The sequence below is a fragment of the Cellulosimicrobium sp. BMG9.22 genome, from assembly GCF_059159975.1.
This window is the reverse complement of the sequence record NZ_JBZGBY010000025.1, coordinates 35316-54042: the sequence shown is the minus strand read 5'-3', so window position 1 is coordinate 54042 and position 18727 is coordinate 35316. Positions and strand designations below refer to the sequence as shown.

At 73.6% G+C, this 18727-nt stretch carries 16 protein-coding genes; 9 read left to right on the top strand and 7 right to left on the bottom strand.

The genetic code is table 11. From position 1 onward, the window contains the following. Positions 1-36 precede the first annotated feature (36 nt). Positions 37-642: an HdeD family acid-resistance protein gene (locus tag AC4H2H_RS15555; RefSeq protein ID WP_494371723.1), complete on the top strand. Its 606-nt coding sequence runs from the start codon at positions 37-39 to the stop codon at positions 640-642. Between the two features lie 142 nt (positions 643-784). On the opposite strand, the gene hemL is transcribed toward AC4H2H_RS15555, so the two are convergent. The 6 genes from hemL to hemE form a co-directional block, all read right to left on the bottom strand. After that, positions 785-2200 (bottom strand): glutamate-1-semialdehyde 2,1-aminomutase, encoded by a 1416-nt coding sequence (hemL, locus tag AC4H2H_RS15550; RefSeq protein ID WP_494371722.1) that lies wholly within the window; start codon positions 2198-2200, stop codon positions 785-787. Then, positions 2197-3231, bottom strand: a complete 1035-nt coding sequence (hemB, locus tag AC4H2H_RS15545) for a porphobilinogen synthase (RefSeq protein WP_494371721.1) — start codon at positions 3229-3231, stop codon at positions 2197-2199. Before hemB ends, hemL begins: the two co-directional genes overlap by 4 nt. Next, positions 3228-4439 (bottom strand): uroporphyrinogen-III synthase, encoded by a 1212-nt coding sequence (locus AC4H2H_RS15540; protein ID WP_494371720.1) that lies wholly within the window; start codon positions 4437-4439, stop codon positions 3228-3230. The genes hemB and AC4H2H_RS15540 overlap by 4 nt, the downstream gene beginning before the upstream one ends. After that, positions 4436-5575 carry a hydroxymethylbilane synthase gene (gene hemC, locus AC4H2H_RS15535; RefSeq protein WP_494371719.1) on the bottom strand — a complete coding sequence of 380 codons (1140 nt, stop codon included), beginning with the start codon at positions 5573-5575 and terminating at the stop codon, positions 4436-4438. Before hemC ends, AC4H2H_RS15540 begins: the two co-directional genes overlap by 4 nt. Before the next feature lie 155 nt (positions 5576-5730). After that, positions 5731-7203 carry a protoporphyrinogen/coproporphyrinogen oxidase gene (locus tag AC4H2H_RS15530; RefSeq protein ID WP_494371718.1) on the bottom strand — a complete coding sequence of 491 codons (1473 nt, stop codon included), beginning with the start codon at positions 7201-7203 and terminating at the stop codon, positions 5731-5733. Then, on the bottom strand, positions 7200-8339 hold the full coding sequence (gene hemE, locus AC4H2H_RS15525; protein WP_494371717.1) for a uroporphyrinogen decarboxylase: 1140 nt from the start codon (positions 8337-8339) through the stop codon (positions 7200-7202). Before hemE ends, AC4H2H_RS15530 begins: the two co-directional genes overlap by 4 nt. 50 nt (positions 8340-8389) lie before the next feature. Between hemE and AC4H2H_RS15520 the strand changes: the two genes are divergently transcribed. Continuing rightward, positions 8390-9745 carry a glutamyl-tRNA reductase gene (locus tag AC4H2H_RS15520; RefSeq protein ID WP_494371716.1) on the top strand — a complete coding sequence of 452 codons (1356 nt, stop codon included), beginning with the start codon at positions 8390-8392 and terminating at the stop codon, positions 9743-9745. Between the two features lie 8 nt (positions 9746-9753). Here the strand turns inward: AC4H2H_RS15520 and AC4H2H_RS15515 are convergent, their stop codons facing one another. Beyond that, entirely contained in the window at positions 9754-10557 is an 804-nt protein-coding gene (locus AC4H2H_RS15515; RefSeq protein WP_494371715.1) for an IclR family transcriptional regulator, read from the bottom strand. A gap of 173 nt (positions 10558-10730) precedes the next feature. Between AC4H2H_RS15515 and kduI the strand changes: the two genes are divergently transcribed. From kduI to AC4H2H_RS15480, 7 genes are all read left to right on the top strand, one after another. Further along, entirely contained in the window at positions 10731-11549 is an 819-nt protein-coding gene (gene kduI, locus AC4H2H_RS15510; RefSeq protein ID WP_494371714.1) for a 5-dehydro-4-deoxy-D-glucuronate isomerase, read from the top strand. Next, positions 11546-12349: a 2-dehydro-3-deoxy-D-gluconate 5-dehydrogenase KduD gene (gene kduD, locus AC4H2H_RS15505; RefSeq protein WP_494371713.1), complete on the top strand. Its 804-nt coding sequence runs from the start codon at positions 11546-11548 to the stop codon at positions 12347-12349. The genes kduI and kduD overlap by 4 nt, the downstream gene beginning before the upstream one ends. A 64-nt stretch (positions 12350-12413) precedes the next feature. Beyond that, on the top strand, positions 12414-13505 hold the full coding sequence (locus AC4H2H_RS15500) for a sugar ABC transporter substrate-binding protein (protein ID WP_494371712.1): 1092 nt from the start codon (positions 12414-12416) through the stop codon (positions 13503-13505). Between the two features lie 29 nt (positions 13506-13534). Then, on the top strand, positions 13535-14515 hold the full coding sequence (locus tag AC4H2H_RS15495) for an ABC transporter permease (protein WP_494371711.1): 981 nt from the start codon (positions 13535-13537) through the stop codon (positions 14513-14515). 2 nt (positions 14516-14517) lie between these two features. Next, positions 14518-16074: a sugar ABC transporter ATP-binding protein gene (locus tag AC4H2H_RS15490; protein ID WP_494371710.1), complete on the top strand. Its 1557-nt coding sequence runs from the start codon at positions 14518-14520 to the stop codon at positions 16072-16074. A 2-nt stretch (positions 16075-16076) separates the two neighbouring features. Beyond that, entirely contained in the window at positions 16077-17069 is a 993-nt protein-coding gene (locus AC4H2H_RS15485; RefSeq protein ID WP_494371709.1) for an ABC transporter permease, read from the top strand. Positions 17070-17141: 72 nt separating this feature from the next. Then, positions 17142-18632 (top strand): aldehyde dehydrogenase family protein, encoded by a 1491-nt coding sequence (locus AC4H2H_RS15480; RefSeq protein WP_494371708.1) that lies wholly within the window; start codon positions 17142-17144, stop codon positions 18630-18632. Positions 18633-18727: the final 95 nt, after the last annotated feature.

The window sequence follows — 18727 nt, the reverse complement described above, 5'->3', positions numbered from 1 at the left end:
CCGTCGCGTCGTGGCCGTCAGACGAGGGAGAGACCGATGGTGACCCAGGACCCGATGCTCGCCGCCTTCTCGAGCACCGCCAAGCAGGTCTGGTACTGGCCCGTCCTGCGCGGCGTGCTCGCCATCGTCCTCGGCATCGTCGCCATCGCGTGGCCCGACATCACGGCCGCGGCGATCATCTGGGTGATCGGGATCTTCGCGATCGTCGACGGGATCGTCGAGATCGTCGAGGGCCTCCGCCGCCGCGGCACGGGCAACGGCACGGCCGTCCTCGTGACCATGGGCGTGCTGGGCCTCGCCGTCGGTATCGTCCTGCTCGTCTGGCCGGGCAAGACCGCGATCGTCCTCACGTGGATCGTCGGGTTCTGGGCCGTCGTCTACGGCCTGTTCCAGACGATCGCGAGCCTCGAGCTCCGCAAGGCACCCGGCAGCGGGTGGGGCTGGGGCGTCTTCGCCGGCCTGCTCGCGCTCGTCTTCGGTCTCCTCGTGCTGTTCAACGTGAACGCCGGGCTCGTCTCGATCGTCTGGATCATCGCGGTCTTCGCGATCCTGTGGGGCGTCATGCTCATCGCGTTCGGGTTCCAGATCCGCTCGCTCGGCAGGCAGGCGGGCCAGGCCGCCACGTCCGGCACGACGTACTGACCCGCCCGTCGCAGTCGAGCACGACCGCACGCGCGGCACGACCCGCGCCGTCGAGAACGTGGTTCCACGCGGTCGAACACGACGTTGGTGCCGTTATCCGCCGGATAACGGCACCAACATCGTGCTCGGCGCCAGTGCGGGGTCAGGTCGGGGAGGCCTCGGCGGCGGCGCGGGCCGCGGCGGGGAAGGCGTCGAGGATGCGGGACACCGCCGCGTCGTCGTGCGCCGCGGACACGAACCACGCCTCGAACACCGACGGCGGCAGGTTGACCCCCGCGTCGAGCATCGCGTGGAAGAACGCGCGGTACCGGAACGTCTCCTGCGCCTGGGCCTGCGCGTAGTCGCGCACCCCGGCGCTCGCGGCGAGGTCGCCGAAGAACACGGAGAACAGCGACCCGGCGCGCTGCACGCGGTGCGCGACCCCCGCCGCGTCGAGCGCGTCGCCGACGGCGTTCGAGAGCACCGAGGCGACGCCGTCCACGTGCGCGTACACCGCGTCGTCGGCGAGGCGCAGCGTCGCGAGGCCCGCCGCGACGGCCACCGGGTTCCCCGACAGGGTCCCCGCCTGGTACACGGGACCGAGCGGCGCGAGCTGGTCCATGACCGTCGCCGGGCCGCCGACCGCGGCCACAGGCATCCCGCCGCCCACGACCTTGCCGAACGTGAACAGGTCGGGCGTGTACCCGTCGGCGCCCTGGCCGCGGAGCACCGCGTTCTCGAGGCCCCACCAGCCGCTCGGCCCGACGCGGAAGCCCGTGAGCACCTCGTCGAGGACCAGCAGTGCGCCGTGCGCGGCCGTGATGCGGCGCAGGCCCTCGTTGAAGCCCTCCGCGGGCGGCACGACGCCCATGTTGGCGGGGCTCGCCTCGGTGATGACCGCGGCGATCTCCGACCCGCGCTCCGCGAAGGCCGCCTCGACCGCCGCGAGGTCGTTGTACGGCAGCACGAGCGTCTCGGCCGCGCTCGCCTCGGTCACGCCCGCGGACCCGGGCAGGGCGAGCGTCGCGACGCCCGAGCCGGCCTCCGCGAGCAGCGCGTCCACGTGCCCGTGGTAGCAGCCGGCGAACTTCACGATGACGTCGCGGCCGGTGACGCCCCGCGCCAGGCGGATCGCCGTCATCGTCGCCTCGGTGCCCGTCGACACGAGTCGTACGCGCTCCGCGGCCGGGACCCGACGGCGGATCTCCTCCCCGAGCTCGACCTCGCCGAGCGTCGGCGCGCCGAACGACAACCCGCGCGCCGCCGCCTCCTGGACCGCGGCGACGACGTCCGGGTGCGCGTGCCCGAGCAGCGCCGGCCCCCACGAGCACACGAGGTCGACGTACTCGCGCCCCGCGACGTCCGTCACGTACGGGCCGCGCGCCGACGCGAGGAACCGCGGGTCGCCGCCTACGGACCCGTACGCCCGCACCGGGGAGCTGACGCCGCCCGGCAGCACGCCCTGCGCGCGCACGAACGCGGCGTGGTTGTCGGTCGCGCCCGCGCCCGGTGCCGTGAACAGTGCCGCGTTCTCCGCCTGGGCGGCCGCCGCCGTCCCGAAACCGCCGGTGTCCGTCATGCCCGCGTCCTTCCGTCGTTCTCGTCCAACCAGCCCGCGAGCTCCGTCGCCCAGTACGTGAGGATCACGTCCGCGCCCGCACGCTTGATGCCCAGCACCGACTCGGTGACCGCCGCGCGCCGGTCGATCCAACCGTTCGCCGCGGCGGCCTCAACCATCGCGTACTCGCCCGACACCTGGTACGCCGCGACCGGCACCGGCGACATCTCCGCGACCGCGGCCAGCACGTCGAGGTACGACCCCGCGGGCTTCACCATGACCATGTCCGCGCCCTCGGCGAGGTCGAGGTCCGCCTCGCGCAGCCCCTCGCGCGCGTTGCCCGCGTCCATCTGGTACGTCCGCCGGTCACCCTGCAGCGCCGAGTCCACGGCCTCGCGGAACGGCCCGTAGAACGCGCTCGCGTACTTCGCCGAGTAGGCGAGGATGCCGACGTCGGAGAACCCCGCGGCGTCGAGCGCCTCGCGGATCACGCCGACCTGGCCGTCCATCATGCCCGACGGCGCCACGACGTCCGCGCCCGCCCGCGCCTGCGCGATGGCCATCGACGCGTAGCGGTCGAGCGTCGCGTCGTTGTCGACGACGACGCCCCCGTCGCGGCCGGTGGTCAGGACGCCGCAGTGCCCGTGGTCCGTGAACTCGTCGAGGCACGTGTCGGCCATGACGACAGGACCTCCCCCGGGGTGCTCCCGGGCGGCCTCGACCGCGATCCGGATCCCGCGCTGCAGGATCCCGTCCTCGGCGTCCCCCTGCGACCCGGTCGCGTCGCGCTCGGCCGGGATGCCGAACAGCATGACGCCGCCGACCCCCGCGCGCGCGGCGTCGCGCACCGCGTCGGCGAGCGTCGCCTCCGTGTGCTGCACGACGCCCGGCATCGACGAGATCGGCCGCGGCTCCGTGAGCCCTTCCTTGACGAACAGCGGCAGCACGAGGTCCGACGCGTGCACGCGCGTCTCGGCGACCAGCCGCCGCACACGCGGGCTCGTCCGCAGGCGCCGGGGCCGGTGGTGCCCGACGGGAAGCTGGTGGGTCACGAGGGGTCTCCTTCGTCGCTCGTGTCAGCACGTGAGGCCACGGGAGCGACCTGAGCGGCTGACAGGACGGTGGTCAGGGCCACGTTCACGGCGATGGCGAGCGCGGCGTCGGTGGGTCGTTCGGCCACGGCGTCGAGCCGCAGCCCGACGGCGCGCGCCGCCCGGGCGGTCGGCTCGCCGATCGCGACGCCCGCCACGTCGTCGCGCGGGCCGAGCTGCCGCGCGACCTCGCGCGCGACGCTGCCCGACGTGAGCACGACGGCGTCGATCTCGCCTGCCTGCCAGGCCGTGACGACCTCCGGGGCGAGGGCGTGCGTGACGGTGCGGTAGACGGTGACGACGTGCGGGGTGTACCCGAGGTCACGCAACCCGTCCTGCATCGTCTCTGCCGCGAGGTCGCCCTGGGGGAGCAGCACGTTCTGGTCGGGTCCGGCGGTGGGGGCGGCGTCGGTGCTCGGGCTGGGTTGGGCGGCGTGGTCGGGTCCGGCGGTGGGGGCGGCGTCGGTGCTCGGGCTGGCCGCGCCGTCGCCCTGGTCCGTCGGCCGTGCGTTCGCGAGCGCGGCCTTGACGCCCTTCGCATCCGACGCCGCCCCCACCGCCTCTGCCGTCGTCTCGCCGTCGTGCACGACCAGCGTTCTATCTCGCGAAGTAGAACCGTGGTCAGCCGAAGTAGAACCGTGGTCTGCCGAAGGAGAACCGTGGTCGTCGCGGGGGAGGGTCGCGAAGGTGGCGACGAGGCCTCGGGCGGAGTTCTCGGTCGGTTCGAGGGTGACGGGGATGCCCGCGGACTCGAGGGCGCGTCTCGTCGCGGGGCCGACGGCGGCCCAGCGGGCCCGGCGGGCGGCCGTGGGCAGGTCGAGGCGGAGGCGGGCGGCGCTCGCCGTGAGCTCGTCGATGGCGTTGACGCTCGTCACCACGACCCAGGCGAAGCCGCCCTCAGCGAGGCAGACGACGGCGTCGTCCACGGGCGCGGTGTCCTCGACCGGGGCGCGTTCGATCGCGGGGCTGACGAGGACGTGCGCGCCTGCGCCGCGGAGCGTCGCGGCGAGGCCTGCGGCCCGCTCCGGGCTGCGCGGGACCAGGACGGTCCGGCCGGCGAGCGGGCGCTCCGGGCGGGGCGGTGGGACCACGGGCGCGGGGCGCGGCGGTGGCGGCGGCACCACGGGTGCGGGGCCGCGCGACGGGTCGCGCAGCGGTCCCGGCGTCATTCCGCCTCGCCGCGGTAGCCGCCGTCGCGGAGCTGCTCGCGCGCCGTCTCGATGGCACGGTCCGGGTCGGCAGGACCGCTCGTCGTCGCCGTCTCGGACACGGGCGAGCCGATCCCGGTGGCGGCCGGTCCCGCGGCGCCGGTGGCGCGCAGGGGGGCGAGACGGTCGGCGCCGTCGGCGAGGAGCGCGTCGGCGACGCGCGTGCCGAGGGCGCGTGCGGCGTCGTCCCGCTCCTCCTGCGTGGCCCTCGCTCCGACGGGGAGCGTGGCGCGCGCGGTGTGGCTGAGCTGCTCGGTCCCGTCGACGCGCACGACGACGGCCAGCAGGGCGATCTCGTCCTCCTCGACGACGGCGTGCGCGCCGACGGGCGCCGCGCAGCCGGCCTCGAGCCGGGCGAGCAGCGAGCGCTCGGCGAGGACGGCGAGGCGCGTCGGCTCGTGGTCCAGGTCGTGCAGGGCGCGGGCGAGCACGGGGTCGTCGAGCGACGACGTCCGCACCTCGACCGCGAGCGCGCCCTGTCCGGCGGCGGGCGCCATGATCGCCGTGTCGACCACCTCGGACACCGTGTCGAGCCGGCCGAGGCGTGCGAGGCCCGCGTAGGCGAGGACGACGGCGTCGAGGTCCGCGTCCGGGCCGAGCGCGCGGTTCAGGCGCGTGTCGACGTTCCCGCGGATGTCGACGACGTCGAGGTCGGGGCGGACCGCGCGGAGCTGCGCCGCGCGGCGGGGGGAACCGGTGCCGACCCGCGCGCCGCGCGGCAGGGTCGTGAGGGTGCGCCCGTCGCGCGCGCACAGCACGTCGCGCGGGTTCTCGCGCTCCGGCGTCACGACGGTCAGGCCGGGCGCGGGCTCGGTCGGGAGGTCCTTGAGGGAGTGCACGGCGACGTCGCAGCGATCGTCGAGCAGCGCCTCGCGCAGCGCGGTGACGAAGACACCCGTCCCGCCCATCTGGGCGAGCGAACCCGTGAGCACGTCGCCGTCGGTGCGGATGCGCACCGTCTCGACGTGGCGGCCGGTCAGCTCCTCGAGGCGTCGGGCGACGTGGCCGGTCTGGGTCGTCGCGAGGGCGCTGCCGCGCGTGCCCACGCGGAGGGACGTCGTACCTGCAGAACTCACGGACCCAGTCTCTCCCCTCATCCGTGATCGACGAAAATGCGCAGGTCGGCGCGCGGCAATTCCGTGAAGGAGTGACGTGGTCCTGACGGGCGGTCAGGACGTTCCGGACGAGGTGTCAGGACAATTCCGCGGCAATTCTCGTACACATTCTCGGGCGATTCCGACTCAGGTTTGCCTTACTCGTGCGGCGCGAGGCCGCGCGCGCATTCCTGCGCGTGCCCGACGATCGCCGCGAGCCCCGTCCCGGCGATCCACCCGCCGGTGACGCCGAGCCCGGGGACGGCGTCGACCCGCTGCACGAACGCCGCGACCTCGCGCCGGTAGGCGGGGGTCGGCGGGGGCAGCGCGCCGTTCCAGCGGGTCACGACGTGGCCCAGCACGCGGCCGTGCAGGTCGACGCCGAACAGGCGCGACGCGTCGGCGACGACGCGGTCCAGGTCGGGCTCCGACGTCGCGCCGATCCGGCCGTAGCTCAGCCGCACCACGTGGTGCCCGGGCCCGACGGCGTCGCGCACCCGCGCGCGCAGCCACGGCCACTTGGCCGTCGAGTGGGTGAGGGCCTTGGCCTCGACGTCCGACGGCGGCGCAGAGCGTCCGGCGTCCCGGTGCGGCGGGGCGACGAGCATGCCCGTGCCGCGCGGCGCGTCGTCGAGCTCGGGCGCGCGGAGCAGGAGCGTGACGAGGCGGACGTCGGCGCCCGGCTCGGGGTCGGGCAGGAGGTCGGCCGGGCCGCCGACGAGCGGTCCGAGCTGGTCGACGAGCGCGGGCGTGGTGACGACGAGGCGCGGCGCGGCGAGCGCGACCGGCCCGTCGGGGGTCTGCGCGCGCACGACCCACGCACCGAGAACTGGACTTCCGCCCCGATCTCCGCCGGATCCGGGGCCGGAATCCACGTCTCGACCCGTGACGTCCTGCCGGGAGAGGTCCGTGACCTCGTGGCGCAGCCTCACGTCCGAGCCCGCGGCGAGCTCCTCCACGAGCCGGTGCAGGCCGCCGTCGATCCCCCGCACGGCCGACCCTGCGGGCGCGAGCGCACGCAGCGACGCGACGGCGCGGGCGAGCGAACCCTCGCGCTCGAAGGCCTCGAGCAGCCCCGGCGCCACCGCGGCGACGTCGAGCCGGTCGAGCGGGGCGGAGTGGACGCCCGCGGCGACGGGCGCGACGAGCCGCTCCGTGACGCGCGTCCCCATGCGCGACCGCGCGAACGTCTCGAGCGTGCGCAGGTCGGCGAGCCGCCGCGGGAGCACGCGATCGAGGCTCGCCCGGAACGCCCCGCCCAGCCCGACGGCGCGGCGCACGTCCCGCGACCACGGCTCGGCGGGGATCCCGAGCACGCCCGCGCGCGGCAACGGGTAGGCGCGTCCGGCGGCGTAGCCCCAGGCGCCCGCACCCGAGGGCTCGACGACGTCGAGCCCCAGCTCGCGCACGAGCTCGCCGACGGCCGTGCCGCGGACCGCGAACGACTCCGCGCCGAGGTCGACGCGGACGCCGGCGAGGCCGGGCAGGTCGCCGCCCCGGACGGGTCCGCCGGGAATGTTCGTGGCCTCCAGCACGACGACGCGCAGCCCCTGCGCGCGCAGCGTCCGGGCCGCGGTGAGCCCCGCGACGCCTGCGCCGACGACGACCGCGTCCGTGCTCTCGGGGATCATGGTCGTGACGCCTCGCCCTGTTCGGACGACAGCGCGTGGACCAGCTCGACGACGCGCGTCAGGACGGCCGGGTCGGTGTCCGGCGGGACGCCGTGACCGAGGTTCACCACGTGTCCCGGCGCGACGCGGCCGCGCCGCACCACGTCGCGCACGTGCGCCTCGAGCACGTCCCACGGCGCGGCGAGCAGCGCGGGGTCGATGTTGCCCTGCACCGGGACGGGCGCGTGCCCGTCCGCGAGCAGCCGCGCGGCGTCGTCGAGCGGGGTGCGGTAGTCCACCCCGACGGCGACGTCGTGCACCTCGGCCGCGGTGACGGCGTCGCGCATGGCGGGCAGGAGGTGGCCCGTCCCGGTGCCGAAGTGGACCACGGGGACCCCGAGGTCGGCGACGTGCGTGAGCGCGCGCGTGCTCGCCGGCGCGGCGCCCGCCGCGTAGTCCGCGAGCGAGAGCGAGCCCGCCCACGAGTCGAAGAGCTGCGCGGCGCTCGCGCCGGCCGCGACCTGGGCGCGGAGGAACGTCCCCGTGAGGTCGGCGGCCCAGTCGACGAGGCGCTGCCACGTCTCGGGGTCGCCGCGCAGCATCGCGCGTGCCGCGAGGTGGTCGCGCGACGGACGGCCCTCGACGAGGTACGCGGCGAGCGTGAACGGTGCGCCAGCGAACCCGATGAGCGGGGTCTTGCCCAGCGCGTCCACCGTGAGGGCGACGGCCTCGGCGATCGGGGCGAGGGCCTCGGGGGTGAGCTCGCTCTCGACGAGGCGCGCGACGTCGTCGGGCGTGCGGTAGGCCTGGCCCATGACCGGGCCGACGCCCGGCGCGATGTCGACCTCGACGCCCGCGAGCCGCAGCGGCACGACGATGTCCGAGAAGAAGATGCCCGCGTCGACGCCGTGGCGGCGGACGGGCTGGAGGGTGATCTCCGACGCGAGGTCGGGCCGCAGGCACGAGTCGAGCATGCTCACGCCCTCGCGCGCGGCGCGGTACTCGGGCAGCGACCGGCCCGCCTGGCGCATGAACCACACCGGTGTGATTTCCGGTCGGGTTCCCGTGGTGCCCGCACGCAGGGCCTGCACGAGCGGGGAACGGTCCGTACGACCGTCGGTCAGGGGATGGCCCGCGGAAAGGGCGACAGGAATCACAGCTACCGATTCTGCCTCTCTCCCGGGGGAATGATTAAATCGGAGGCACTGTGGCTCTTCTCTCCCTCACGGCCAGCCACCACGAGCTCGACCTCGACGCCCTGGAACGACTCTCCACCGGGGCGCACTCGATCGGCGGCTCCGCGGTCGCGGCCTGCGACGTGATCACCGGTGCCGTCGTCCTCGCGACGTGCAACCGGTTCGAGCTGTACCTCGACGTCGACGCGCCCCTCGACGGGCCGAGCGTGCGGCACGCGACGGAGCACGTCGCGCGCATGGTCGCCGACGCCTCGGGGGTCGACGTCGCCGAGGCGAGCGCCGCGTTCCGGACCCGGGCGGGCACCGAGGTCGCGGAGCACCTGTTCTCGGTCGCGTCGGGGCTCGACTCGATGGTCGTGGGGGAGCGCGAGATCGCCGGCCAGGTGAAGCGCGCGCTCGAGGCCGCGCACGCCGACGGCGTGACCTCCTCGGCGCTCGAGCTGCTGTTCCAGACGGCGTCGCGCACCTCGAAGAAGGTCAGCACGTCCACGACGCTCGGCGGGGCCGGCCGGTCGGTCGTCGCCCTCGGGCTCGAGCTCGCCGCCGCCGAGCTCCCGCCGTGGCACCAGGTCCGCGCTGTCCTCATCGGCACCGGCTCGTACGCGGGCGCGAGCCTCGCCGCGCTGCGCGCGCTCGGGTGCGACGACGTCCGCGTGTACTCGCAGTCGGGTCGCGCCGAGGAGTTCGCCGCCGCGCGGGGCGTCGAGGCCGTGGCCGACCTCGTCGCCGCGCTGGAGGACGCCGACCTCGTCGTGTCGTGCAGCGGTGCGCGGGGCCGGGCCGTGGCCGAGGCCCGGCACGAGCAGGTCATCGAGCACGTGCTCGACGCCGCAGCGGTCGTGCGGGCGCGCGAGCGGGCCGCGGTCCGGGCCGGCGAGGAGCCCGAGGCACGCCCGACCGTCGTGCTGGACCTCGCGCTGCACCGTGACGTCGACCCGCGTGTCGCCGACCTGGAGGGCGTGCTGCTCTACGACCTCGCGACGCTCGCGGCGCACTCGCCGGCGATCGCGTCGGAGCTCGTCGCGCAGGCCCGCGCGATCGTCGACGACGCGACCCGCGCGTTCGAGGAGACGCGCCTCGGGCGGGCCGCCGACACGGCGGTCGTCGCGCTGCTCGCCGACGCGGAGCGGCGCATCGAGCTCGAGGTGGCCGACGTCGTCGCGCTGCGCGAGGAGGACGGCGACCCGGTCGAGCCCGACGAGGCCGAGGAGATCGCGCGCCGTGTGCGCCGGCGCGTCCACGCCGACCTGCACCGCGCGATCGTCGCCGCCCGCGCCGAGGCCGTCGCCGCCGCGCAGGCGCAGGAGCGCGCCGTCGTCGCGGACGCCGAGGCGCTCGTCGCCGGCGACGACGTCCCGGTGCTCTAGGGACCGGCTCAGCGCACGAGGCTGTGGTCCTGCACCGCCGCCAGGCGGGACCTCACGCTGAGCAGGGTCTCGATGATGAGGTCCTCGCGCCCGTCGCCGAGCCGGCTGATCGGCACGGCGACGCTCATGGCGTCCACGGCGTGGCGGCTGAACGGGAGGGCGACGCCGAAGCAGCGCACGCCCAGGCACGACTCCTCGCTCTCGGTGGCGTAGCCCTGACGGGCCGCGCGGTCGATGATCTCGAGCACGGCCTGCTTGTCGGTGGTCGTGTGCGTGGTGATCGTGGCGATCGACTCCGGCACCAGGTCCGCGCGCGACTCGGGCGGCATCTCGGCAATCAGGGCGCGACCCAGCGAGGTGGCGTACGCGGGGAGCCGGCGCCCGACGGCGGAGTGCATCCGCAGCGGGTGCACCGACTCGCGCTTCGCGGTGTAGATGACGTCGGTGCCGTCGAGGCGCCCGAGGTGGACCGTCTCCCCCGTCGCGGCGGCCACCTCGTCGAGCACGGACGTGGCGCGGGCGAGCACCGGGTCGCCGTCGAGGTAGGCCGAGCTCACGACGAGCGAGTGGATGCCGAGCTGGAAGACGCTGCCCGTGGGGTCGGTCTGGAGCCAGCCCTTGTCCGTCATGGTCCGCAGCAGGGCGTGCAGGCTGCTCTTGGGGATGCCGAGGCGCGCCGAGAGCTGGAGCTGCGTCCCCGGGCCGCGGGACGCGATCTCGTCCAGCAGGTCCAGGGCGCGGGCTGCGGACTTGACCGGCCCGGCGCCGTTGGTGCCGGTCGGCTCCGTCCGGGTGTCCTGCTGAACCGTCATGAACACTCTCCCTCGTGATGCCTCCGGGGCCCTGCGACCCGTACACGACCGACCCTACCGCGCGGTTCGCATACATGGACAGGTTTCAGCCCCTTGACCACTGAGGCGGATCACGTCTATGGTCGGACAAGTTCACATAGGCGAACGCAGTTCACAGACCAAAGGCGGTTTGCATGATCCAGGTTCGGTATTCGACATCCCCGTCCAGTGCGGAGACGGCTACGACAGCGGACCTGCGGGAGAGCTACCTCGTCGCGGACCTGTTCGTGAACGGCGAGGTCCGGGGAACGTACACCCACGACGACCGGATGGTGGTCGGCGGGGCCGTTCCCGGGACGGGCCAGCTCGACCTCCCGGCCTGGAGCAGCGTGCTGGGCACGGAGTCCCACCTCGAGCGTCGCGAGCTGGGCGTCATCAACGTCGGCGCCGCCGGGAGCGTCGTCGTCGACGGCGAGAAGCTCGAGCTCGACCACCTCGACGGCCTCTTCGTCGGCAGAGGGAGCGAGGTCTCCTTCGCCGGTGCCGAGGCGGCGTTCTACTTCGTGTCCGCCCCGGCCCACGCGACGTACCCGACGCAGGCGCTCAGCCACAGCGACGTGGAGCCGGTCGCGCTCGGGTCGGCAGAGGCGGCCAACGAGCGCAACCTCTTCCGCTATGCCTGGGGCCAGGAGCTGCAGACCTCCGTCCTCCAGTTCGGCGTGACCGTCGTCGCCAGCGGGTCGGTCTGGAACACCGTCCCGCCGCACCTGCACGACCGCCGCACGGAGATCTACTGCTACGTCGACCTCGACGAGGACGACCGCGTCTTCCACTTCATGGGCCAGCCCGGTGCCACCCGCCACCTCGTGCTCCGCAACCGCGAGGCCGTCATCTCCCCGCCGTGGTCGATCCACGCCGGAGCCGGAACCGGGTCGTACGCGTTCATCTGGGCGATGGCGGGCGAGAACAACGCCTACACGGACCTGAGCCCCGTGGCGCTGGAGGACCTGTGACGACCGGCCCGACCGCGGGACCGGCGACCGCTCCGAGCGCCGGGACGCGCTCGCCGTTCGACCTGCACGGCAGGTGCGCGGCGGTGACCGGCGCGGGCCGTGGACTCGGGCAGGCGATCGCGCTCGGTCTCGCGCGAGCGGGCGCGGACGTCGTCCTCCTCGGCCGTCCGGGGAGCCAGGACGCCACCCGCGAGCAGGTCGCCGACCTGGGCGTCGACGTCGACGTCGTCGACCTCGACGTGAGCGACCTCGACGCGGTCGAGCGGGTCGGGGCCGAGCTGAACGCCTCGCGTCGGATCGACGTCGTGGTCAACAACGCCGGGATCATCGAGCGCGAGGACTCCGTCGACGTCAGCCGCGACTCCTGGCGGCGCGTGCTCGACGTCAACCTCGACGGGCTCTTCTTCCTCACCCAGCAGCTCGGTCTGCCGATGGTCGAACGGGGCCACGGCAAGATCGTCAACGTCGCGAGCCTGCTGTCCTTCCAGGGCGGACTGCGGGTCGCGTCGTACGCCGCCAGCAAGCACGGCGTCGCCGGGGTGACCAAGGCGCTGGCCAACGAGTGGGGGCCCCACGGGGTCCAGGTCAACGCCGTCGCGCCGGGCTACATGGTCACCGACAACACCGCTGCGCTCCGCGAGGACGCGGACCGCTCACGCTCCATCCTGGACCGCATCCCGGCCGGTCGCTGGGGCACCGCCGAGGACATCGCGGGGGCAGCCGTGTTCCTCAGCTCCTCCGCCGCCGACTACGTCAACGGCCACGTCCTGGTCGTCGACGGCGGCTGGATGGCCCGCTGACGCCGCTCGTCACATCAGTCCCACCGCCGGGACACCGGCACGACACGAAAATCGAGGACAGACAATGAAGTTCACCTCTCGACCCACGGCCGCCGTCATCGGGGTCACCCTCGCGGCCGCCGCGCTCACGGGCTGCACGGCCGAAGCATCCGGTGGCGGCGGTGGTGGCGGCGAGACCGAGGCCGGCGCCTGCGACCCCGCGGACGTCACCCTGGTCGGCCAGGTCCGCAACGAGTCCAACCCCTACGAGGCCGCATGGCTCGACGGCGGCGACGCCTTCGCCGAGCAGGTCGGTCTCACCCAGGAGCGGCTCACCTATGACGGCGACTCGACGCGTCAGCAGGAGCAGATCAGCCAGCTGCTCGCCGGCGACACCGACTGCCTGGTCATGAACATCCTGCCCAACGGCGACTCCGACACCCCGCCCATCGTCGAGGGCGCCGAGGAGGCGGGCGCCTACCTCGTCACCCAGTGGAACAAGCCGGCCGACCTGAACGTCACCGACTACGACTCCTGGCTGTCCCACATCACCTACGACGGCGTCGAGTCCGGCAAGCAGATCGGCGACGCGCTGGCCGAGGCGATCGGCGGCTCCGGCGGCATCATCGCCCTGCAGGGCATCCTGGACACCGGCGCGGCCAAGGACCGGTTCGCCGGTCTCGAGGAGTCGCTGGCGGCCAACACGGACGTCACGCTGCTCGACGAGCAGACCGCCAACTTCTCCCGCGCGGAGGCCCTGGAGGTGACCAAGACGCTGCTCACCAAGCACGGCGCGGAGGTCAAGGGCATCTGGGCCGCCAACGACGACATGGCGCTCGGCGCGCTCGAGGCCCTGCAGCAGGCGGGTCGTACGGACGTGGCCGTGGTCGGCATCGATGCCGTGCCCGACGCCCTCACGGCGATCGAGGACGGCACCATGACGGCCACCGTCTCGAGCGACGGTCCGTGGCAGGGCGGCATCGGCCTGGCCATCGGCTACTGCGTGGCCACCGGAGAGCTCGCGCTCGAGGACATCGCCGACGAGGACCGCGCCTGGTACGCCGAGCAGTTCCTCATCCAGCAGGACAACGTCGCCGAGTTCACCTCCCCGGCGGTCGACGAGGCCGACTTCGCCTGCGACAACCTCTTCAGCCGGTCGCAGGGCCCGATCTCGTGACCACGACATCCCCCGTCGACCCTGAGGTCGTGAACGCTCAGCGCCCCCAGCCTCGGCGGGGGGTGTCGCTCCGGGACGCCGGTCCGCCGGTCGCGCTCGTCGTCGTCTTCGCCGTCTTCGCCGCCCTCAGCCCCGGTTTCCGGACCCTCGCCAACGTGCAGAACGTCCTGGACGCCGCGGCGGTGCTCATGGTCGTGGCCTGCGGCATCACCTTCGTGCTCATGATGGGGTCGATCGACCTCTCCGTGCCCGGGATCATGGGGGCGTCCGCCATCACGGTCGCCCTCCTGGTCGCCAACAACCGCAACGACAACGACCTCGGGATCCTCGGGGTCGTGGTCGCGGTCCTCCTCGCGGCCGGGCTCGGCTGCCTGAGCGGGCTCGCCCTGGTCGTGCTCAAGGTGCCGTCGTTCATGACCACCCTCGGCGTCTCCGCCGTAGGCCTGGGCGTCGCCACCCTCCTGTTCGCGGGCGTGCAGCCCAACGTCTCCGACGCGATGCTCGAGGGCTGGGCGGTCGAGCGGTTCCTCGGCCTGTCCCGGCTGACCTGGATCGCCTTCGCGTGCGTGCTCGTGGGCTGGTTGGTGCAGCGCTACTCGCGCCTGGGTCGGTACGCCTTCGCGATCGGCGGGGCCGAGGAGGTGCTGGCGCTCTCCGGGGTGCGGATCGCGCCCTACAAGGTGGCGGTCTTCACGATGGCCGGTGCGTTCTACGGGCTCGCGGGCGTGATGGTCACCAGCCAGCTCAGCGCCGGCCTCGTCCAGGCGGGCAGGGGCTACGACTTCGCGGCCATCACGGCGGCCGTGGTCGGCGGCACCCTGCTCACCGGCGGCCGCGGCGGCGTCCTCCACTCCGCGGTCGGGGTCCTGCTCGTGACGGTCCTCACCAACGGCCTCGTCCAGATCGGCGTGAGCCCCTACTGGCAGGGCGGTGTGCAGGGCCTCATCGTCGTCGCGGCCGTCGCGGCCGCGGTCATCCCCCAGCGTCGTAGGAACCAGGTGACGAAGTGACCATGAACCTCCAGATCGAACCCGAGTCGCTGGTGCCCGCACCCGTGCCCGCGCTGGAGGTGCGCGGCCTGGTCAAGCACTACCCGGGCGTCAAGGCGCTCGACGGCGTCGACCTGGTCGTGCGCCGGAACGAGGTGCTCGGGCTCGCCGGCGAGAACGGCGCCGGCAAGTCCACGCTGCTCAAGGCCCTGGTCGGGCTCGTGAAGCCCGACGACGGAGAGATCTGGGTGCGCGGGGAGCGCGTCCGGCTCAGGAGCGTCGTCGACGCCGCCGACCACGGCATCGGCATGGTCTTCCAGGAGCAGTCGCTCGTCCCGAACCTCACCGCGGCCGAGAACATCGTGCTCGGGAGCGAGGGGCCGGGCGTGCGCCGCGGCATCTACCGCTGGGACACGATGCGCCGGCTCGCGCAGGAGCAGCTGGACAAGATCGGGTCGCACATCGACCCGCTCGCCCGCACCGACACCCTGACCTTCGCCGACCGGCAGATGGTCGAGATCGCCAAGGTGCTCCGCATCGAGGAGCGCACGTCCCACCCGCCGGTGATCATCCTCGACGAGCCGACGTCGGTGCTCGAGTCCCAGGAGATCGAGACCCTCTTCACCCAGGTGCGCCGGCTGCGCGAGTTCGCGTCCGTCGTCTTCGTCTCGCACCGGCTCGACGAGGTGCTCGACGTCTGCGACCGGGTCGCGGTGCTGCGCGGCGGCAGGTCCGTGGGCGAGGTGCCCGCCGAGGGCGCGGTCCCGGGCGACCTGCACCGGATGATGATCGGCTCGACCGGGGCCGACGACCACTACCACGAGGGGGCCGCCGAACGGTCCGACGAGCCCCGCAGACCCCGCCTCGTCGTGCGCGGCCTGACCGGCACCGCGTTCCGCGACGTCGACCTGGACGTGCACGCCGGCGAGATCGTCGGCATCGTCGGCGTCCACGGCTCCGGCCGCGAGGACGTGTGCCGGGCACTCTTCGGTGCCGAGCCCACCACGGCCGGCGAGGTCGTCCTCGACGGCGAGAAGCTCGACCTGTCCGGCACCCGCGCGGCGTGCGCCGCCGGCGTCGGCTACGTCCCGGCGGAGCGCAAGACCGAGGGCATGGTCGGCCCGATGTCGGTCGCCGAGAACATGACGCTCGCCAAGCAGAGCGCGCGCTGCACCGGCCCCCTGGTGAGCCCGCGCAAGCAGGCGACGCTGGTGGACCGGTGGATCGAGCGGCTCTCGATCCGCACCCCGCACCGGAGCACCGCGATCCAGCGGCTGTCGGGCGGGAACCAGCAGAAGGTCGTCCTGGCCCGGTGGCTGGTCTCCGGCGACGTCCGGCTGCTGCTGCTCGACCACCCCACGCGCGGCCTCGACATCGGGGCGCGCTCGGAGGTGTACCGCCTGATCCGTGAGCTCGCCAACAGCGGCGTGGCCACGGTGCTGCTGGCCGACAGCCTCGAGGAGGCGATCGGCATGTCCGACCGGATCGTCGTGATGAGCGACGGCCGTGCGACCACGGAGGTCGCCGCTCCCGCCGGGGGCAAGCCGTCCCCGCTCGACCTCGTCAAGGAGATGGTCTGAGCATGTCCGCTCCCGTCCTCACCAAGCCGGTCCTCGACCCGGTCGTCACCGGCCGCCCCACCATGGGCCAGCGGCTCACATCGTTCATGCCGGTCATCGCGCTCGTCGTGCTGCTGGCGGCGCTGACCATCGCCGACCCGGACTTCATGACCCAGAGCAGCCTCACCGCGGTGATCCGGACCTCGGCTCCGCTCGTCGTCCTCGCCGCCGGTGCCACCGTGGTGGTCCTGTGCGGCGGCATCGACCTGTCGATCGCCGCGCTCTGCTCGCTGGCGACGGTCCTCTTCGCGCTGTGGCTGCCCGACCTCGGCGGGCTCACCACCCTCGCGGTCGTCGCGGCCGCCGGCGCGATCGGAGCTCTGCAGGGCACGCTCCACGTGCTGCTCCGCATCCCGTCGTTCATCGTCACCCTCGGCGGGATGAGCATCTTCTCCGCGATCGCCCTGGTGATCTCCGACGCCGGCCCGATCCGGGTCGTCGACCGGGACGTCACGAACTGGCTCACGCTCTACGTCGGCGGCGTGGTGCCGATGGCCTTCCTCGTCGCGCTGCTCGTCGTCGCGGTCGTCTCCCTGGTCCTGCGGCTCACCCCGCTCCTGAGCTGGGTCCGCGCCACCGGCTACTCCGAGTCGGCGGCCCGGCTCGCGGGTGCGCCGGTGGACCTGGTCAAGGTCGCCGCCTTCACGCTCTCCGGCGCGTGCGCCGGTCTCGCCGCGGTCATGCTCGTCTCCCGGAACTTCAGCGGCAGCCCGACCATGGCCGACAACCTGCTGCTGCCCGCGGTGGCGGCCATCGTGGTGGGCGGCACCGCCATCACCGGTGGTCACGGCTCCCTGTGGCGCAGCCTCGCGGGAGCGCTCGTGGTGACGCTGCTGCGCGTCGGGCTGCCGATCGTCGGCGTCCCGTCGGCCTGGGAGCAGATCCTCTACGGCGCGATCATCGTCGCCGCCGTCGCGCTCACCCTCGACCGATCGAAGGTGCTGATCATCAAGTAGCCGCGGCCCGGCCGCACCCGTCCGGACCGTACCCGTCCGCCCGATCCCGTCCCCGACACCTGGAAGGCTCCCATGTCCGAGAGCTCCCACCTCCTGCCCGCCGTCTCCTCGTTCCTCTCCTCGCCCAAGCAGCTGCTGATCGACGGCGAGTGGGTGGACGCGAAGGACGGCCAGACCTTCGCGACGGTCAACCCCGCGACCGAAGAGGTCCTCGTCCAGGTCGCCCAGGCGTCCGCGGTCGACGCCGACCGGGCGGTCCAGGCCGCCCGCACCGCGTTCGAGTCCGGCTCCCCCTGGTCGAGGATGACCCCGCGCGACCGCTCGCACCTGCTGTGGCGCATCGGCGACATGATCGAGGAGCGCACCGAGGAGTTCGCGCAGCTCGAGTCGCTCGACAACGGCAAGAGCCTCGCGTCCGCCCGCGGCGACGTCGGCGTGGCCGCCGAGCTGTTCCGCTACTTCGCCGGCTGGGCCACCAAGATGGAGGGCACGACGATCCCCATGTCGGTGCCCGGCCGCGAGTTCCACGCCTACACCCGCCGCGAGGCCATCGGCGTCGTCGCAGGGATCGTGCCGTGGAACTTCCCGCTGACGATGGCCTGCTTCAAGGTGATCCCGTCGATCACGGCGGGCAACACCGTCGTGCTCAAGCCCGCCGAGCAGACCCCGCTCACCGCGCTCCGCCTCGGCGAGCTGCTGCTCGAGGCCGGTGTCCCGGCCGGGGTCGTCAACGTCCTGCCCGGCTTCGGGGACGCGGGCGCCGCCCTGGTCGACCACGCCGGCGTCGACAAGGTCGCCTTCACCGGCAGCACCGAGGTCGGCAAGAAGATCGCCGCGGGCGCCTCGAAGAACCTCAAGAAGGTCTCGCTGGAGCTCGGCGGCAAGGCGCCCAACATCGTCTTCGCCGACGCCGACCTCGACGCCGCGATCGCCGGCGCGGCCCTGGCGGGCTTCTTCAACGAGGGCCAGTGCTGTGTCAACGGCTCTCGCCTGTACGTCCAGCGCGAGGTGTTCGACCAGGTGATCGAGGGCGTCGCCGCGGCGGCGCGGGCGATCAGGGTCGGCGACGCGTTCGATCCGGCGACGACGATGGGGCCGCTGGTCTCGCAGGAGCAGCACGAGAAGGTCATGGGCTACGTCCGGGGCGCGGTCGCCGACGGCGCCACGCTCGCGGCGGGCAGCCCCGACCCGGCCGCGGACCGCGGCTTCTTCTTCTCCCCGACGCTCATCACCGACGTCACGGAGCAGATGGCCGTCCAGACCGACGAGATCTTCGGTCCCGTCGTCACCGCGATCCCGTTCGACACCGAGGACGAGGTCGTCGCGGCGGCCAACAACACCGTGTACGGCCTGGCCGCGGGCGTGTGGTCGCGCGACCTCGGCACGGCACACCGGGTCGGGAGCAGGCTGCGGGCCGGCACGGTCTGGCTCAACACCTGGCACGCCGACGACGTCACCCTCCCGCGGGGTGGCTTCAAGCAGTCCGGGTGGGGCCGCGAGCTGGGGTCGTTCGGCCTGGACGACTACACGGAGCTCAAGACGGTCATCGCCGAGCTCCGCTGAGCGGGTTCCGCAGGCGCTGAACCGGAACACCGGAACACCGGAAACAGGAAGAAGCAGCAGGAACAGCAAGAACAGCAAGAACCAGAGTCAGGTCT

Bases quoted from the DNA above. Each gene is read 5' to 3' on its own strand.
- hemL (WP_494371722.1), bottom strand. From the start codon at position 2,200: ATGACGGACACCGGCGGTTTCGGGACGGCGGCGGCCGCCCAGGCGGAG.
- AC4H2H_RS15540 (WP_494371720.1), bottom strand. From the start codon at position 4,439: ATGACGCCGGGACCGCTGCGCGACCCGTCGCGCGGCCCCGCACCCGTG.
- AC4H2H_RS15555 (WP_494371723.1), top strand. From the start codon at position 37: ATGGTGACCCAGGACCCGATGCTCGCCGCCTTCTCGAGCACCGCCAAG.
- AC4H2H_RS15485 (WP_494371709.1), top strand. From the start codon at position 16,077: ATGTCCGCTCCCGTCCTCACCAAGCCGGTCCTCGACCCGGTCGTCACC.
- AC4H2H_RS15515 (WP_494371715.1), bottom strand. From the start codon at position 10,557: ATGACGGTTCAGCAGGACACCCGGACGGAGCCGACCGGCACCAACGGC.
- kduI (WP_494371714.1), top strand. From the start codon at position 10,731: ATGATCCAGGTTCGGTATTCGACATCCCCGTCCAGTGCGGAGACGGCT.
- AC4H2H_RS15500 (WP_494371712.1), top strand. From the start codon at position 12,414: ATGAAGTTCACCTCTCGACCCACGGCCGCCGTCATCGGGGTCACCCTC.
- hemC (WP_494371719.1), bottom strand. From the start codon at position 5,575: ATGAGGGGAGAGACTGGGTCCGTGAGTTCTGCAGGTACGACGTCCCTC.
- AC4H2H_RS15530 (WP_494371718.1), bottom strand. From the start codon at position 7,203: ATGATCCCCGAGAGCACGGACGCGGTCGTCGTCGGCGCAGGCGTCGCG.
- AC4H2H_RS15490 (WP_494371710.1), top strand. From the start codon at position 14,518: ATGAACCTCCAGATCGAACCCGAGTCGCTGGTGCCCGCACCCGTGCCC.
- AC4H2H_RS15480 (WP_494371708.1), top strand. From the start codon at position 17,142: ATGTCCGAGAGCTCCCACCTCCTGCCCGCCGTCTCCTCGTTCCTCTCC.